This window comes from Devosia sp. CN2-171 (assembly GCF_049354815.1).
Taxonomy (GTDB): domain Bacteria; phylum Pseudomonadota; class Alphaproteobacteria; order Rhizobiales; family Devosiaceae; genus Devosia_A.
Genome location: NZ_CP186479.1, coordinates 4,147,483 through 4,164,051, shown reverse-complemented (window position 1 = coordinate 4,164,051; position 16,569 = coordinate 4,147,483). Strand labels below are relative to the sequence as shown.

18 protein-coding genes are annotated in these 16,569 nt (G+C 64.9%); 10 read left to right on the top strand and 8 right to left on the bottom strand.

The features are described 5' to 3' along the window. Positions 1 to 23 precede the first annotated feature (23 nt). Positions 24 to 233 (bottom strand): hypothetical protein, encoded by a 210-nt coding sequence (locus ACOYW5_RS20650; protein ID WP_423066757.1) that lies wholly within the window; start codon positions 231 to 233, stop codon positions 24 to 26. Next, positions 230 to 1,270: a hypothetical protein gene (locus ACOYW5_RS20645; protein WP_423066756.1), complete on the bottom strand. Its 1,041-nt coding sequence runs from the start codon at positions 1,268 to 1,270 to the stop codon at positions 230 to 232. The genes ACOYW5_RS20650 and ACOYW5_RS20645 overlap by 4 nt, the downstream gene beginning before the upstream one ends. Before the next feature lie 116 nt (positions 1,271 to 1,386). Here ACOYW5_RS20645 and ACOYW5_RS20640 point away from each other — a divergent pair, with 116 nt between their 5' ends. From ACOYW5_RS20640 to ACOYW5_RS20625, 4 genes are all read left to right on the top strand, one after another. Next, positions 1,387 to 2,505 (top strand): zinc-binding metallopeptidase family protein, encoded by a 1,119-nt coding sequence (locus ACOYW5_RS20640; protein ID WP_423066755.1) that lies wholly within the window; start codon positions 1,387 to 1,389, stop codon positions 2,503 to 2,505. 92 nt (positions 2,506 to 2,597) lie between these two features. Continuing rightward, positions 2,598 to 3,290: a hypothetical protein gene (locus ACOYW5_RS20635; protein ID WP_423066754.1), complete on the top strand. Its 693-nt coding sequence runs from the start codon at positions 2,598 to 2,600 to the stop codon at positions 3,288 to 3,290. A gap of 43 nt (positions 3,291 to 3,333) precedes the next feature. Further along, on the top strand, positions 3,334 to 3,768 hold the full coding sequence (locus ACOYW5_RS20630) for a GNAT family N-acetyltransferase (protein WP_423066753.1): 435 nt from the start codon (positions 3,334 to 3,336) through the stop codon (positions 3,766 to 3,768). A 394-nt stretch (positions 3,769 to 4,162) separates the two neighbouring features. Continuing rightward, on the top strand, positions 4,163 to 5,125 hold the full coding sequence (locus ACOYW5_RS20625) for a PRC-barrel domain-containing protein (protein WP_423066752.1): 963 nt from the start codon (positions 4,163 to 4,165) through the stop codon (positions 5,123 to 5,125). Positions 5,126 to 5,190: 65 nt separating this feature from the next. On the opposite strand, the gene fliJ is transcribed toward ACOYW5_RS20625, so the two are convergent. Together fliJ and fliI are read right to left on the bottom strand one after the other, a co-directional pair. Further along, positions 5,191 to 5,604 (bottom strand): flagellar export protein FliJ, encoded by a 414-nt coding sequence (fliJ, locus tag ACOYW5_RS20620; protein WP_423066751.1) that lies wholly within the window; start codon positions 5,602 to 5,604, stop codon positions 5,191 to 5,193. Positions 5,605 to 5,632: 28 nt separating this feature from the next. Next, positions 5,633 to 6,973 carry a flagellar protein export ATPase FliI gene (gene fliI, locus ACOYW5_RS20615; RefSeq protein ID WP_423066750.1) on the bottom strand — a complete coding sequence of 447 codons (1,341 nt, stop codon included), beginning with the start codon at positions 6,971 to 6,973 and terminating at the stop codon, positions 5,633 to 5,635. A gap of 383 nt (positions 6,974 to 7,356) precedes the next feature. Here fliI and ctrA point away from each other — a divergent pair, with 383 nt between their 5' ends. After that, a complete protein-coding gene (gene ctrA / locus ACOYW5_RS20610) occupies positions 7,357 to 8,067 on the top strand; it encodes a response regulator transcription factor CtrA (protein WP_423066749.1) in 711 nt (236 codons plus the stop codon). An 84-nt stretch (positions 8,068 to 8,151) separates the two neighbouring features. On the opposite strand, the gene ACOYW5_RS20605 is transcribed toward ctrA, so the two are convergent. Beyond that, entirely contained in the window at positions 8,152 to 9,813 is a 1,662-nt protein-coding gene (locus ACOYW5_RS20605; protein ID WP_423066748.1) for an FAD-dependent oxidoreductase, read from the bottom strand. Between the two features lie 275 nt (positions 9,814 to 10,088). Between ACOYW5_RS20605 and ACOYW5_RS20600 the strand changes: the two genes are divergently transcribed. The 3 genes from ACOYW5_RS20600 to ACOYW5_RS20590 all read left to right on the top strand — a co-directional run bounded on the left by ACOYW5_RS20600 (position 10,089) and on the right by ACOYW5_RS20590 (position 12,624). Beyond that, positions 10,089 to 11,612 carry a winged helix-turn-helix domain-containing tetratricopeptide repeat protein gene (locus ACOYW5_RS20600; RefSeq protein WP_423066747.1) on the top strand — a complete coding sequence of 508 codons (1,524 nt, stop codon included), beginning with the start codon at positions 10,089 to 10,091 and terminating at the stop codon, positions 11,610 to 11,612. Between the two features lie 131 nt (positions 11,613 to 11,743). Then, positions 11,744 to 11,968 (top strand): hypothetical protein, encoded by a 225-nt coding sequence (locus tag ACOYW5_RS20595; RefSeq protein WP_423066746.1) that lies wholly within the window; start codon positions 11,744 to 11,746, stop codon positions 11,966 to 11,968. A 23-nt stretch (positions 11,969 to 11,991) separates the two neighbouring features. Then, positions 11,992 to 12,624, top strand: coding sequence for a sulfotransferase family protein (locus tag ACOYW5_RS20590; protein ID WP_423066745.1), 633 nt, complete (start codon positions 11,992 to 11,994; stop codon positions 12,622 to 12,624). Positions 12,625 to 12,703: 79 nt separating this feature from the next. Here the strand turns inward: ACOYW5_RS20590 and ACOYW5_RS20585 are convergent, their stop codons facing one another. Continuing rightward, positions 12,704 to 13,084 carry a response regulator gene (locus ACOYW5_RS20585; RefSeq protein WP_423066744.1) on the bottom strand — a complete coding sequence of 127 codons (381 nt, stop codon included), beginning with the start codon at positions 13,082 to 13,084 and terminating at the stop codon, positions 12,704 to 12,706. Between the two features lie 324 nt (positions 13,085 to 13,408). Here ACOYW5_RS20585 and ACOYW5_RS20580 point away from each other — a divergent pair, with 324 nt between their 5' ends. Further along, positions 13,409 to 14,503, top strand: coding sequence for a helix-turn-helix transcriptional regulator (locus ACOYW5_RS20580; RefSeq protein WP_423066743.1), 1,095 nt, complete (start codon positions 13,409 to 13,411; stop codon positions 14,501 to 14,503). A gap of 27 nt (positions 14,504 to 14,530) precedes the next feature. Here ACOYW5_RS20580 and chpT read toward each other — a convergent pair whose 3' ends face one another. Then, a complete protein-coding gene (chpT, locus tag ACOYW5_RS20575; protein ID WP_423066742.1) occupies positions 14,531 to 15,205 on the bottom strand; it encodes a histidine phosphotransferase ChpT in 675 nt (224 codons plus the stop codon). Between the two features lie 83 nt (positions 15,206 to 15,288). Then, positions 15,289 to 15,843 (bottom strand): YHS domain-containing (seleno)protein, encoded by a 555-nt coding sequence (locus ACOYW5_RS20570; RefSeq protein WP_423066741.1) that lies wholly within the window; start codon positions 15,841 to 15,843, stop codon positions 15,289 to 15,291. Positions 15,844 to 15,969: 126 nt separating this feature from the next. Here ACOYW5_RS20570 and ACOYW5_RS20565 point away from each other — a divergent pair, with 126 nt between their 5' ends. Next, positions 15,970 to 16,563: a DUF1134 domain-containing protein gene (locus ACOYW5_RS20565; RefSeq protein WP_423066740.1), complete on the top strand. Its 594-nt coding sequence runs from the start codon at positions 15,970 to 15,972 to the stop codon at positions 16,561 to 16,563. The last annotated feature ends 6 nt before the right edge of the window (positions 16,564 to 16,569 follow it).

Here is a 16,569-nt window from a genome sequence, read left to right as displayed (position 1 = left end):
AGGACGGGAGGGGCCCGTCTGCCTCAGTCGGCACTGCCCTGGTACCGCCCCAGCAGCCACGCCACCAGCGCCGCGCGCTCCTGCGGCAGTTCCCCCGCGACGATCCGCACCGGCTCGTACCCACGCCGAGTCAGGCTCTCGTTTAGCGTCAGCACGCGGTTCGCCGGGTTGACGATCTTCAGCGTCCGCTCGGCCAGCTCCGCCGCCAGCGTCTTCGACATGCGTTTGCTCACGGCTGCTCCTTCCGCCAAATCTCGACGAGAACAGCGTATAGCCCCCACCCCACCCCCAGCATCAAGAGCGGTGTGAACACTGCTCCCCAGTAATAGTTGAATGGCTTCCCCACCGCCGCGAACAGCACGAGGTAAGCGACCCCGGCCGCCAGCGCCATTGTGCCGCCCCGCCAAGCCCACAGCCCCAGCAACCCGAGCGGCAGGAAGATGGCCGCCAGCCACTGCGGCGCGAGGCTCCACAGCCCGTTGAAACTCACCACCGAGACAAGGAAGCGCAGCCCGCCGAACTGCAGCCAGCCATCCGGATAAGCCCGATCCTCCGGGCCCAATTGCTGCATCACGGAAAACCAGTGCCAGCCGAAATAGCCGGCATAGGCGAGCCCGCCGACGACCCACGCCGCCAACTCGCTCCACCGCCGTTCCCGCAACGCCAGCACAGCTGCGGCCACGATATACGGAGCCGCCAACTCCCGCAGGAACAGCGCCAGCAGCCCCGCGACAAGCCCCGCCCAGCGCCAGCCCATCGCATAGGCCGCGACCGAGAACAGGATCACCGTTCCCCCCGCCACCTCGGCGAACACGACACTCGACGGCGATGCCAGCCCGCCGAGGCTCCCGCCCACTGCGACCAGCGTCAGCACCGCGGGCCCGATCCCGCCATCCCGCCGCGCGACCACGTAGCTCAGCACCAGCCCCACCAGAGCTACCGCCGCGAGCAGCCCCTGCGCCCACCCGGCCGGTAGCGCGGCCAGCATCATCGGCCATAGCGGCGTCCGCCAGTTGAACACCGAGCGCGTGCCGTAGCCGTCGGCCACCAGCACTTCATGTGCAGCTTCGTAATAGCCCTCGCCACCCCGCATTCGCTCGAGGATGCGCTGATAGCTGACGAGATCGCCTTCGGTGGGCCCCGTGACTGCGCCGGCCGGCGCAGTCACCGGCTGCATCGCCACCCACGCCAGAACCAGCATCGCAGCAAGCGTGATCGCCAGCACCAGCCAGCGGCGCGGTCGCGACAGATGCGCAAATCGTGTCGGCATCGGGTGCCCTCAATTCCCCCAAACGATGCCGGTTTCGCCTTAATTTTTCGGTTCGCGCCTGTGGAACTGCACACCATCCGCAGGCATTGTCTGCGGGCGTCACCGAGCACCGATACATGAAGCTCTTCCGCTGCGACCATTGCGGCAACCTGCTCTACTTCGAGAACACGCGCTGCGAACGCTGCGGCCACCGGCTTGGCTATGCCCCGCTGCTCAACCGCATGCTGTCGCTCGAAGGCGGTCCGGAGGTCTGGACGGCGCCCCACATCAACAACATGCAGTTCGTCTTCTGCGCCAATGCCGCACACGGCGCCTGCAACTGGGTGATCCTGCAATCGCCTGGCGGCGATCCATACTGCCGCGCCTGCCGCCACAACGAGCTGGTGCCGGACTTCGATCAGCCCGTCGATCTCGCGCGCTGGCAGTCGATCGAGCGCGCCAAGAAGCGCCTGCTCTACTCCCTGCTCCGCCTGCATTTGCCGCTCGCCACGCGTAACGAGGACCCCGTGCACGGCCTCAGCTTCCGCTTCCCCAACGAGGAGCTCTCCCGCGCTCCCGTCCTCACCGGCCACGACAGCGGCATCATCACCATCGCGCTGAAGGAGGCCGACGACGCCGCGCGCGAATATCGGCGCACCCAGTTCAACGAGCCGTACCGGACCCTGCTCGGCCATTTCCGCCACGAGATCGGCCACTACTACTGGAGCATCCTCGTCGCCAATCGCCCGGCCCATGAGGAATTCCACCAGCTCTTCGGCGATGAAACCCAGGATTACGGCGCGGCGCTGCAGGCCCACTACGCCACCGGCGCGCCAGCCGAATGGCAGCAGCGCTACATCTCGGCCTACGCCGCCTCGCACCCCTGGGAAGATTTCGCCGAGACCTTCGCCCATTACCTGCACCTCGTCGACACCACCGAGATGGCCGCGGCCTTTGGCGTGCGCCTGAAACCGAAGGTCGACAAATCAGGCGAACTCGCCGCCGATCTCGACTACCAGCCCTATGAAGTGGCCGACATCGACGAACTCATCGAAAACTGGGTCCCGCTCTCCTCGCTCATCAACAACCTCAACCGCGCCGTCGGCCAGCACGACGCCTATCCCTTCGTCCTCACGCCCGCGGTGATCGAAAAGCTCGGCTTCGTCCTCCGGCTGGTCCAGGAAGCGGGGTCGTCGCTGTGGACGGTTCCGGGACCATCGGGACCTATCCCGATCAACGTGCCGGTGACGCAGTAGGCGTGCGCACGAACCCCATCCGCAACGTACCGGACTAATCGGCAACCATTCACCGCGCGATGCTGTCCCTGGGTAACCTGGGGATCCGAGATATGGAAATCGACCACGAAGCGTTGATGCGGCTGGTAATCGGCTGGACCTGCGTAGGCGTCTTCGTCTGCACCGCAGTGATAACACTGCTGGCTTTGGTCGGCGTCCTGAACGTGGAGAAAGAGGTCCGTGACAAGCTCTACACGAGCCTGATCGTCGAGATCGTTGTAATTGCCGTGGCCGTATTCGCTGGCTTTATTAAAATCGATCCGAAACCGGTCGTGCAGCAGCTGCAGGCCGGCATCCAAGCGGAGCAAACACTTACGGCGATTGAGACGAGCACGACGGGCGGCGCGACCCCTCCGGCCCCTAGCCTACCAACCGGACCAAACATCCCAACGGAACCCGACGATTCGACCGGTCCCGGAGATGTGACTGAACCGCAGGGCGCGCCGGAGCTGCAGCCGCGCGTCTACATCCACATCGCGGACAACGCGCAACGCGACATTGCCGTAAGGGCCCGAGACGCGTTGCGCGACGCTGGTCAACTCGTTCCAGGCATCGAGCGTGTCGGGGCCAAGGCCCCGAACGAGACCGAGTTGCGGTACTTCCTGCCCTCAGAGGAGATATTGGCCGAGACGATCTCGAAGGAGCTTGCCGCCGTTGGGATCGAAGCACCGGCGCGATTCATCTCAGGCTTCGAGGACGCCAATATTCGTCCGCATCATTTCGAGCTGTGGTTCGCGAGAACATAAGTGACGGCTGGCCGAGCTTAGCGCAGCGTGCTTGTTTCTGGGCATGTCCGATATCACCCTCCTCAACGTCCCCGTCTTCTCCGCTCTCTGCAACGCCGCCTTCGCGCTGCGCCGCGAGGTCTTCGTCATCGAGCAGCAGATCCCGGAGTCCGAGGAGTTCGACGCCGACGACCTCACCGCCACTCACCTCGTCGCCATCGCCGCGGGCAACGTGGTGGGCACGCTCCGCATCATCGAGACGCCCGAGCATGCCAAGCTCGGCCGCGTCGTCGTCGCCAGATCCTGGCGCGGTCGCGGTATCTCGACCAAGCTCCTCACCCGCGCCATGGACATCGCCCGCGAGCGCGGCCAGGCGCGCTTCTACCTCACCGCCCAGCACGACAAGCTCGCCGTCTACGAAAAGCTCGGCTTCGTCGCTTATGGCGAGCCCTTCGACGACGGGTCCGGCATCATGCATCTGGCGATGAAGACGTACTGATTGTGGCTCCACCCACCTCCCCTTGATGGAGCAAGCAAGCGTAGCTTGCGAGCAAAGCGAACTAGCGAAGCCCGGAGGGGGTGGAGCCCCGCGCTCGGTTCCGAGTTAACCCCGGGTTAACCCGTTAACCCGACCCGGCGCGCCGTGCCGACAATTTTCCGCTAAGTTTAGCGATGTGGGGCGCCTCGACCGCTCCAACCAGACGCTGGGAGGCGTGGAAGGCCGGACCTCGAAAACGGGGCCGGCCTTTTGTCTTTCGTCCAAGCACCCCGCGGTCGGCGGAACAGATCGCGCCCACTCACGTTGCTATGTATCGGGCCGTACGGCACTCCACAGCCAAGCGTTGTGCCGCACGGCCCTGTCCATGACAGGCACGAACAAGAAGGACGATACAATGTTCCGTACATTGCTGACTACCACGGCTATTGCCGCACTGCTCACCGCTGGCGCGATCGCCCAGGACACCACCCAGACCCCCGCGACCGACGCACCCGCGACCACCGAGGCACCGGCGATGGACGCCCCGGCGACCGACGCCGCACCCCTCGACACCTCTATCCTCGCCACCGGCTATACAGTGACCGACAAGGACAACCTGGCCACCGAGATCATCGGCCAGCAGGTCTACTCCTCGAGCGCGGCCGACGCTGAGCATATCGGCGATGTAAACAACCTCGTCATTGGCGAGGCAGGCGAGGTCGCTGCAGTGGTTATCGGCGTTGGCGGCTTCCTTGGCATTGGCGAGAAGAATGTCGCGGTCAACTACGCGGAACTCGAATGGGTCACCGCCGAGGATGGCAGCGAGCGTTTCGTCCTCGCGACCACCAAGGAAGCGCTTGAAACGGCGCCGAACTTCGAAACCACGGATGAGGATGCCGACGCTCCGGCTGCGACAGCCCCGGCCGAGCAGCCTGCCGATGCGCCCGCCCCGGCCGACCAGCCGGCTGACGCTGCCGCTCCGGCCGACCAGAGCGCCGCACCGGCAGTCGCTCCGGCTGCCGGCCCGATCGACCGCGCCACCCTGACCGACGCCCCGCTGACCGCGGAGGAGCTGATCGGCACTAACGCCTACGGCCCGGCCGACGAGCACCTCGGCGCGATCGGCGACGTTGTCCTCAGCGAAGACGGCAAGACCGTCGAAGCCGTCATCATCGATTTCGGTGGTTTCCTCGGCATCGGCACCAAGCCGGTGGCCGTCGGCATTGAGAACCTGCGCTTTGCCACCAGTGCCAATAGCGACAAGTTCCTGTTCCTCAATGTCACGCGCGATCAGTTGGACAAGGCCGTGGCCTATGACAAGGACACCTATGCAGCCGAGCGCGACACCCAGCTGCTGAAGACCGAACCGCTGCAATAACAGCGCCAGGCCCAAGCACGAAAGGCCCGCTCCGGCGGGCCTTTTTCATCGTCGGACGGATGCGTTTACCGCCGCGTATGCCGCAGCCGGCCGATCTCGTCGTATTCCGACTGTTCTGCCTTAGCTTCAGCCGCGACCTCACGGCCGTGCTCGCGCTGGTCCAGCAGTTCGACCTTCTTCAGGTCCTCTACCGCCTCCGCCAGTGCGTCCTGTGCCGCCTCGAGATTGCCCTTCATGTCATTGGCCGACGCCAGGAGGTTATCCCTGCGCGCAATCGCGGCCTTGGCGAACGTTGAGTAGGCAAAATGGGCGACGTCGGAAATTCCGGTCTTCTGCTGTTCGATTTCGATCTGCTGGTCGAGTTCGGCGGCCATGCGCTCGAAATCGGCGATCATCATCTCGATCTGCGTCAGTTGCCGGCGCTTCTCGTCCACCTGAAACTTCTTGAGCCGGATCAGGCTTTCGCTGCGCGACTTCATGACTTGTACTCCTTACACCTCAAGTCATTCACTTCACTGGCGCGGAGTGTTCGCCCACCTTGTCCAGGATCGCCTCCAGCATCACGTAGCCGTCGGCAATCGAGGTGCGCTCCTCCCGCTGCTGGCTCAAAAACGCCTCCAGCGCCGGGTTGATCGCGATGGCACGGTCCACGCCTGGATCCGATCCCTTCCGGTAAGCCCCCAGCCGGATCAGTTCCTCCATGTCGGAAAACGTCGACATGAGCTCCCGCGCTTTCTGCAGGACTGGCCGGAAACTCACCGGCACGCATCCTGGCATCGTTCGCGAGATAGACCGGAGCACGTTGACCGCCGGATAGCGACCGCGTTCGGCAATCGAGCGCTCCATCACGATGTGCCCGTCAAGGATGCCGCGAACGGCATCCGCAATGGGCTCATTGTGGTCATCACCTTCCACCAAAACGGTAAATAGACCTGTAATGGAGCCGCTATCCTTTAACCCAGGCCCTGCTCTTTCCAGCAATCTGGGCAGTTCGGTGAACACCGTCGGCGGGTAGCCCTTGGCCGTCGGCGGCTCGCCGATGGCTAGCCCGATCTCGCGCTGCGCCTGGGCGAAGCGGGTCAGGCTGTCCATCATGCACAGCACGCGCTTGCCCTGATCGCGAAAGTACTCGCTCAGCGTCAGCGTCAGATAGGCCGCCTGCCGCCGCATCAGCGCCGCCTCGTCCGAGGTCGCGACCACCACCACCGCCTGCTGGATGCCGACTTCGCCGAGATAGTCGGTGACGAACTCCTGCACCTCGCGCCCACGCTCGCCAATGAGTCCGATCACCGCCACATCGACCTGGGCGTTACGGGCCAGCATCGACATCAGCACCGACTTGCCGACGCCCGAGCCCGCGAAAATGCCCATGCGCTGGCCCTCGCACATGGTGGTGAAGGTGTTGAGCGTCCGCACCCCCATATCGAGCGGATCACCCACCCGCACCCGCTCATGCGCAGGCAGCGGCACCTGCCGCATCGGATAGGAAATCGCCCCCGGCATCAGCGGGCCCTTGCCGTCGATCGGCTGCCCGTCGGCGTTGATCACGCGCCCCAGCCAATGCTCCGACGGCTGCACCGATCCGTCATGGCTCTTGAACAGCGCCCGGCAGCCCAGCCGAACCCCGTTCAAAGCCCCGAACGGCAGGCAAAGCGCATGGCCGTCGCGAAAGCCGATGATCTCGGCTCCGAGCACACCGCCATTGGTGGTTTCGATCTCGACCCGCCCGCCGACGCGGAGTTCGCGCACCGGCCCGACGATCTCGACCAGCAGCCCCTGCACGGTCTTGACCCGGCCGAAAACCTCAACGTCCTCGATAGCGTCTATTGCGGCTTTGAGGGACTGCATGAACCTGTTTCAAAAGGTCGAATCGCTTGCAACCCACGGTAACCGAACGTTAAGCAAAAAGCGTTAACCATAGGGTTGGGGCTCCGTCTGCGCGACCGCCCGAAAACCTCTTCAGACACCCCCAAATCCTTGAGTCGACAGAGTCGATTGTAAGGCCTTCTTAACCTAAAATCTTAAGTCCGTTTGGGCCGAATTATGCAGCATTTTCAACGATTTAATATATCGTTAGCGGGAGAACGTTTGCATCTTGCGGATCGGAATTAAACTTTGTTAACTAATTGCGCTTAGGTTTGGGTCATATCCAGTAGGGTTCGGTTAAGGGTGAACGCGCAGGGCGTCTCACCCGTAGTTCCAGCAGGGAACGGTTTAAGGGGATTGACGGCATGCGTGTGCTCTTGATCGAAGACGACAGCGCGACAGCGCAGAGCATCGAGCTGATGCTCAAGTCTGAGAGCTTCAACGTCTACACGACGGACCTGGGCGAAGAGGGCGTCGACCTAGGCAAACTCTACGACTACGACATCATCCTGCTCGATCTGAACCTTCCCGACATGTCGGGCTACGAAGTGCTCCGCACCCTGCGCGTGGCCAAGGTGCAGACCCCGATCCTGATCCTCTCCGGCCTCGCCGGGATCGAGGACAAGGTGCGCGGCCTCGGCTTCGGCGCCGACGACTACATGACCAAGCCCTTCCACAAGGACGAGCTGGTCGCCCGCATCCACGCCATTGTCCGCCGTTCCAAGGGCCACGCCCAGTCGGTCATCTCGACCGGCGACCTGACGGTGAACCTCGACACCAAGACCGTCGAAGTCCAGTCGGCCCGCGTGCACCTGACCGGCAAGGAATACCAGATGCTGGAGCTGCTCTCGCTCCGCAAGGGCACCACCCTCACCAAGGAAATGTTCCTCAACCACCTCTATGGCGGCATGGACGAGCCCGAACTGAAGATCATCGACGTCTTCATCTGCAAGCTCCGCAAGAAGCTCTCGGTCGCCACCGGTGGCAAGAACTACATCGAAACCGTCTGGGGCCGCGGCTACGTCCTGCGCGAACCCGACGAGCACGAGACCTTCGCCGAGTCGAGCGTCGCCTAAGCGCGCTCCCCCTTCGGAAGTTCCACGATCTGGCAAACCCCGTACCGGAAACCGGCGCGGGGTTTTGCTTTTGCCGGCCCCGCCCTACCGCTCGCCCGCCGCCAGCCGCGCCAGGTACTGGTGCACGAAGGCGATGGCCATGCTGCCCTCCCCCACCGCAGATGCGACGCGCTTGACCGGGCTGAAGCGAACATCGCCGCAGGCAAAGATGCCGGGCACGCTGGTCTCCAGCAGATAGGGATCGCGGCTTTCCGCCCAATGCCCGGTCTTCCTCAGGTCCTCGCCGGTGAGCACGTAACCGCGCGCGTCGCGGACAAGCTCCGCGGGGAGCCAGTCGGTCTCGGCGTCGGCGCCGATGAACACGAATAGCCCGCCACTCTCCTCGCGCCGGGTGAGGCCGGTGGCATTGTCCCTGAGCTCGACCGCGGTCAGGTGATCGTCGCCCAGCGTCGCCGCCACCTCGCTGCGCAGCGCCACCTTGATGTTGGATTTGCTGTGCACCTGGTCGACCAGGTACTGCGACATGCTCTTTTCAAGCGCGTCCCCACGCACCACCAGCGTCACCGTGCGCGCGTGGTTGGCAAAAAACATCGCCGCCTGCCCGGCCGAGTTTCCGGCCCCGATCAGGTGGATGTCGAGGCCCTGCGTGGTGCTCGCCTCGCTGCGAGCCGCACCATAATAGATGCCCTTGCCGATCAGCCGGTCGAAACCCTCGATGGCGACGCGACGCCAGCTGACGCCGGTGGCAAGAATGATCGTTTTCGCCTGCAGCATGTCGCCGCCGTCCAGTTCGACCGTGCGCGCAACTGGATCGATACGCTCGATCCGGCGGGTGATCAGCACCTCCGCCCCGAGGCGCTTCGCCTGCCGCAGCGCGCGGCTTGCCAGCTCGTCGCCCGATATGCCGCTCGGAAAGCCGAGATAGTTCTCGATCCGTGACGATGTGCCGGCCTGCCCGCCCGGCGCCTCGCGCTCGATCACCACGGTACGCAGCCCTTCGGACGCCCCATAGACCGCCGCAGCGAGCCCGGCCGGACCGCCACCGATGATCACCGTGTCGTATGTCGTTTCCTTCGCCGTGGTATCGAGACCGAGCAATTCCGCCAGTTCCCTCAGGCCCGGCCGCACCAGCGTCGGACCATCGACGATCTGCAGTGCCGGCAAACTATCGGTTCCCGGCACCTCGCCGTGCCAGTGCTCGGCCAACTCCGGAGCATCGGGCGTATAGCCGTCAAAGGCGATCTGGTTGCTGGCGAGGAAGCGTCGCAACTCGAGGCAGGCCGGGTCCCAGCGCTGGCCGAGTATCGTCACCTTGGCGCGGCGGGCATTCGCCGTGATGCTTTGCAGCCCGCCAATGCGCTCACGCGCCAGCTCGCCCATGCTGCGCGCCAACTCGGGCGCCATGGCCGCAGCGGCGTGAAACTGCCGCGCCTCGATCCGGGCGATCCGGACCGGTTCCGCTGCCCGCGCACCGGCCTGGAACTGCGTGCCATAGATGATCGGCACCTCGCCGTGCAGCATCCCCTCGGCACGCGCGCCGATCTTGCGCTCGATGCCGTCGACCCGCTTGATGATGTCGAGCGTGCCGGCGAGGACGACGAGCAGGGTCGGCTCGTCGCCTTCATGCACCGCATACTCGCCTGGTCCGAGCCGGATATCTGCCGAGCCGCGGGCCAGTTCTCTCAGCACCGCCAGATCCAGCGCCGAAAACGTCGGCACCACGGCCAGTTCATCCGCCGTCAGCATTCCCAGCCCCCAACTGCTTTGATTTGGCAGCAAGTGCTAGCGGACTTCGAATGTGGCGGCAACGTGCTGCGCGAGCCCGACAAACACGGGTCCTTCGCGGAGTCGAACGTCGCTTAACGCGCCGCCGGCGCGACGAGCCCTGCGGTTTCCGGAACCCCGTGCCCAGACGCTGTGTTCTTCGTTTTCGTCGCAGTAGTATCGATAGTTTTGTGCGTTGCTTGCCAAGTCCAAGGCAGGTCTACGAACCGCCGCCCAATTGATGTACAACGGCTGCCATGGACGAGACACAGTATGCTTTCGGGCCGTTTGTCCTGCTGCCGGGCCGCGAATTGCGGCGTGACGGCCGCCCTGTGGCGCTCGGGCCGCGCGCCCTCGCCATGCTCGAAACAATGGCCGCGGCCCGCGGCGAGATCGTCACCAAGGAGGAAATCCTCTCCCGCGTCTGGCCCGGCGTCACGGTGGAGGAAGGCAACATCACCGTCCAGGTGGCCGCCCTGCGCAAGGAACTCGGCGCCCGCCCCGGCGGCGAGGACTGGATCATCACCGTACCGCGCGTCGGCTACCGGCTGGTCCGGGACCCCTCGCCCAACCACGCCCAATCGGCCGAAGGCGGGCGCCCCAGCGTCGCCGTCCTGCCCTTCGTCAACCTCAGCGGCGACGCCAGCCGGGACTACTTCGCCGATGGCCTCGTTGAGGACGTGATCACCGCCCTCAGCCGCTTCAAGTCTTTCGCCGTCGTCTCGCGCTACTCCTCCTTCGCCTATCGCAACCGCGCCACCGATATCCGGCAGGTCGCCCGCGAGCTAGGCGTCCGCTACCTCCTCGAAGGCAGCGTCCGCCTCTCTGGCGACCGCGTTCGCGTTACCGTGCAGCTGATCGACGCCGCCAGCGGCACGCACCTGTGGGCCTCGCATTTCGACGGCGATCTCGGCCAGTTGTTCGACTTCCAGGACCAGATCACCGAGACCGTCGTCGGGCTGGTCGAACCCCAGATTCGCCGCGCCGAGATCGAACGCACGCGCCGTCGCTGGCCGGACAACCCCCAGGCCTACGACCATTTCCTGCGTGCCCTGCCCTTGTTTGTGTCGCGCGAACCCGCCGACTACCTCACCGCCATCGGGCATCTGGAACGCGCCATCGCACTGCAGCCCGACTATGCCGCGGCACTCGCCTATGCCTCCTGGGGGGTGGCGCGCCACGGCACTGTCGCGCTTGTTCAGCTTGACGAGCAGCAATCCGCCCGCTGCCTCGATCTTGCCCGCGCTGCGCTCCGCCATGGTGATGACGACCCGCTGGTCCTTGCCCTCTGCAGCCACTCGCTTCTCGCCATTGGCCATATGCGCGCGGAAGGGCTCGCCATGGCCGATCGCGCCCTCGCTGCGAACCCCAACAATGTGCTTGTGCAGGTGCTCGGCGGCATCTGCAACATGCTGGCTGGAGACCTGGCCAAGGCGGAAACCTGCTACAGCCGCGCCTATGCCCTCAGCCCCGGCGCCCCGGAAGCACCGGAAAGCCTCGCCGGCCGCGGCTTTGTCCGTTTCTTCATGCGCGATTTCGAAGGCGCCGTCGGATGGTTTGAACGCTCGCTCGCTATGCTCGTCGACTGGCCGCCCGCTTACTGGATGATGACGGCCGCATTCGCCCATCTTGGACGCCTCGACGAGGCGCACACGACGCTGGAGCGCCTGCGGGCGTTCGCGCCCCACACCAGCCTGGCGGGCGTCTATGCGATAGCCAACCGCTCGGATGGCCGCTTCGAGCTTGTCCTCGATGGGCTGAGGAAGGCCGGCCTCACCTAGTAGCCGCCTGACCCCGGCCCTTTGGACGATTTAGCAACTGTTTAGGAACTGCCTAGGGACCCAAGGCACCTGCATCGGCCAGATTTCTTGCCACGGCGCCACCACCACCCGGCGCCATGGAGGGACGAAAAATGGACATGTACCTTACAGCGATCGGCTATGCGATGCTCCGGAGCAGGCCCGACACCTCAAAGCCGACATCGCCCGCCGAGGAAGACGCCTACTACGCACAGGTCGGCGCACCCATCATGGCCCCCTGGGTCGGCCGTCTGCTCGGGTGGGCCAGGGCCAACCTGACCGATGCCCGTAATCGCACCACCGCCGCCCCGCTACGGCGGCCCGTCCGCCACGCCTGACCGGCTCAGACGAGGAACACGCAATGGCACTCGAAATCATCGGCCCCGGCTTCGGACGCACCGGCACCACCTCGCTCAAGGTCGCGCTCGAGCATCTCGGCTTCGGCCCCGCCCACCACATGTTCGAGGTACGCGACCACCCCGAGCTACTGCCCGCATGGGATGCGGTTTCCCGCGGCGAACGCCCCGACTGGGACGCGATCTTTGCCGGATATCGCGCCCAGGTCGATTGGCCCGGCGCCCGTTACTGGCGCGAACTGGCCTCCCACTACCCGGACTCGAAAGTGATCCTCACCGTGCGTGACCCGGACGAGTGGTTCGACAGCCTCGAGGCCACCATCCTGCCCTTCATGGCCGGTCGCGGCACCTACGACTCCGACCACATCAACGGCGTCGCAAACATGGCCCATCGCCTCGTCGTTGCCGGTGTCTTCGACGAGAAAATGTCGGATCGGACCTACGCCACATCCGTGTTCAGGGCCCATATCGATGAAGTGCAGCGGACCATACCGGCTACCCGGCTGCTGACCTTCGATGTCGCCCAGGGGTGGGAGCCGCTCTGCGCTTTCCTCGGCCGTCCAGTACCGCCGATCTCGTTCCCGCGGCTCAACTCGACGAGGCAGTTCGGAGAGCAGGAATGGCAGGCGGAGGCTTGATTGCCGGCGGCGGAGCGCCAACCGGCCGGGGGCACGCCGGGAAAGTATCTCCCCGGGCTCGACCGCGTAGACCAGTGGGTCAGGCGACGCTCGCCTGCCCCGATGCCTGTGCGATGAACTTGGCCTCGAGGTGGTCGCGCTCGAAAGGCTTCATCATGTAGTCGTTGATGCCGCTGCGGAGCGCAATCGCGATCTGCCCGATGTCGTTCTCGGTCACCATGTAGACCACATGCGGCGCCTGGCCGCCGACATAGCCGCGCAGCAGCTTCAGGAACTCGAGCCCGCTCATGATCGGCATCTGCCAGTCGAGCAGGATCGCGTCCGGCATTTCCTGGCGGCACTTGTCGAACGCTTCCTGCCCGTCTTCGGCCTCGTCGACGATGTAGTCGAGGTCTTCGAGAATGCGCCGCGCGACTTTGCGCACGACACTGGAATCGTCGACCACGAGGCAGGATTTCATGACGCGTTTCTCCACGAGCACGGCCCGCGCCGGCCAAGCCGGACCGCGCTTTCGACCACTCTGCCCACGAATGGTTATTGAAACCTGAAGCCCGTTCTCGGAATTTCCGGCAGGGTGCTCGAACGGCGCCAAGCTGCAACCTCGAATAACGGCAGGTTTCGCCGATAATGGCCTACGTCAAACTGAGTATGACGGCTCTGGCCCTTCGTGTTACTGAACAACATGGTGGCAGTCTGAGGCGTCCGAGACAACGGCTGAAGTTGAGGCAGGCCCGGACCGTTTTGTTCGAGACCCGTGCCGGACGCAGAGGGGATATTGTTGAGCATGCCTGAAGGTCTCGTGGACGAGATATACGAGGCCGCAGCTATTCCTGAGCTATGGTCGCCAGTTCTCGAACGGTTGGCGAGCCTGGCGAACGCGGATGCGGTGACGATTCTTTCCGTCGATAAGGACGGATACGGTCGCTATGCCGCCACCGGCGCCTACCAGGAAGCCTATGCCGACTATGTCGTCAACGGCCGCGAATATGAGAATGTTCGTTTCGAGCGCTCGCTGCAGCGTTACCCGTCCGCGTTCTCGTCCGACCTCGAACTGTGTACGGCGGCCGAACTGGACGCCGACCCGATCTACCGGGACTTCGTCCGCCCCCACGGCTTTGCCTGGACCGCCGGCACGGTCGTCCCCACGCCCACCAGCGACCTGATCGTCTTCGACTTTGCCCGCAAGGCCGGCGTCCCGCCATTCGAGCGCGAGGCCATGCATCGCCTCGATGCCTACCGGCCCGACATGGCCCGCGCCGCCCTGCTCTCGCATCGCCTCGGCCTGCGCTCGGCCGGCAACCAGGCGAGCGCCCTCCAGCTCGTCGGCCTCCCCTGCGCCGTGCTGGGCCGCATGGGCCGGATTCTCGCGCTTAATGCGATGTTCGAGGAGCTGGCGCCGCGCGTCACCTTCACCGCCTTTGGCGGCGTCGCCTTCGAGGACGCCGAGACGAATGCGCTCGTTTCCGCTGCGATCGCCGAACTGCGCTACGAAGCCGGCCCGGTCCTGCGCTCGATACCGGTCAAGGCCACGGCCGAGGCGCCCGCCCTCGTCGTGCATCTGCTACCCGTTCGCCGCGCCGCCGGCGACGTCTTCACGCGCGCCGAAGGGCTGATCGTCGTGACCCCGGTCACCATCCCCGAGGCCCCGCTCACCCACATCCTCACCGGCCTTTTCGACCTGACGCCGGCCGAGGCCAAGGTGGCCCGCGGCATCGCCTCCGGCCTCAATGTCGAAAGCCTCGCCGGCAGCCTCAACCTCTCGCCGGCCACCGTCCGCAACCAGCTCAACGCCGTCCTGTCCAAGACCGGCACCAGGCGCCAGGCCGAATTGACCCTGCTCCTCAGCGGCACGAGACCAATCCCCGAGGGCGCGTCCTGATCCGTCAAACTGCAGGGTGCGAGCCGTCTACGCCGCCGCCGCAACCGCCTTCGGCGTCGCCGAGAATTCGAATACGTCGTTCTCGATGCCGATCTTGATATCCATATCGGTCATCCGCGCCAGCACACCCGTGTAGAACGGCTGGATGCCGCGCGCATCGACGCCGCCTTCGGGATTGCCGAACAGCAGACCCTCGGCGCCCTGCGGCATCAGCGTCTTCTGCCGCTTCTCGGGGTCCGACTTCGAGGTCAGGACGAACCTTTCCTGCCCGGCCGGCCCTTCGACCTTCACCGTCACCACGCCACCGCGCGGCACCGACATGGCCGCGATCAGCAGCATGTTCATCAAGAGCTTGGCCTTGTGCTTGGGGAGCAGGATCAGCGGCACCTGCCAGTCGAGGTCGGCCTTCTCGATCTCGAAATAGAGCCGCGCCACGCGCTCGCATTCGCGCGTGTCGAAATCCGTACCGGCCGTCGAAGAAGCACCGAATGCCAGTCGCGCGAATTCGAGCTTGGCGCGCGCCTGCTTGGCCGAATTGGCGATCAGTTCCTGCGCGCCCTCGGCCATTGCGCCCTGCGTCGGGTCGGCCAGCACTTCGAGCCCGTTGCCGATCGCCCCGACCGGATTGATCAGGTCATGGCACACCCGCGAACACAGCATCGCCGCGAGATCGGTCGCCTTGAGCTCGATGATATCCGCCATTCTTTCGTGACCTCTGCAGTCGAATCAATTCCGTGAAGATTACCCGCAAAGCGGGCGGTGACCCTAGAACTTCCCGCCAATCCTCAATGCGCCGGGCTCTCCGCCACCGGCTCCAGCGCCTCGACGACATTGCCGCCGCCAGCTGCCAGTTCGCCCTTGAGCGTGTCCCACTGCCCGTCCGCCGTCGCCACCACGCCATCGCCGCTGGCGAAAAATACCTCGCGGTTGGCTACCGAGTAGAACAGGTAGAGCTTCATGTCCTTGATCGCATAAAGCCGTGGCTTGCCGTCCGACAGAAACCCGCGGCTGAGGCTGACGAGGCAGTGCCCGCCATACTGCGGCGCATAGATCTCGGGGTTGCGCATGAACACGTCGCGATTGGCCGGCGACGAGAAATACCAAGGCACCCCACCCCACTCATAAGCGAAGTCGGGCGTACCCATCACCGGGTCGGGGCCGATGAAATAGCTCACCGGGTCATAGCCCTCGAGCGCCACGCCGGTCAGTGGATCGGTGACGAACGTCTCGACCAGCCCGGCCGCCTGCGCCGGCAGGGCACCTCCTCCGAGCCCCACCAGCATCGCCAGAGCTACGAACAGCCGCCGTATGGTTAAGATTTGTTTACGCTTTTGCCGCATGATCGCCGCCATGAAGGCCTAGCTTGAGGGCCCCTCAGGCAGACCGTATGCGCCGCAACTTAGTCCCTCGTGGTAAGTACGGCGTAAATGGTGTGCCGCTTGAATAAGCCCCGCCGGGAGTTCCGCATGCTCGATCGCATGGTCTACCTGATCCTCGCCGCCTTCGTCGCCCTCACCGCGGCAACGCTGGTGCTCGCGCCCACCATGTCCTACGCCCAGCAACAGGGCTCGCTCTCCGACACATATTCGGGCGAAGAGCTCGTCGATACCGGCCACCAGTTCTTCGGCTCGGTGGCCCAGGGCCTCGCCTCTGTCGTCGAACGCGCCGTCAGCCAGTTCGGCCTGCCCAATGCCTACATCCTCGGCGAGGAAGCCGGCGGCGCCATCTTCGCCGGTGCCCGCTACGGCGAAGGCACAATGTACACTCGCAACCAGGGCGAACACCCCGTCTTCTGGCAGGGTCCGACCGTCGGCCTCGACTTCGGCGGCGATGGTTCGAAGGTCATGATGTTGGTCTACAACCTGGCTCAGATTTCCGACGTCTTCGGCCGCTATCCCGGCGTCGACGGCTCCGCCTACGTCATCGGCGGCCTCGGCATGACCGTGGTCAAATACGGTGACGTCGTCATGGTCCCGATCCGCTCCGGCGTCGGCGCCCGCCTCGGCATCAACGTGGGCTACCTGAAGTTCACCCAGGAACCGACTTGGAACCCCTTCTGACTTCGC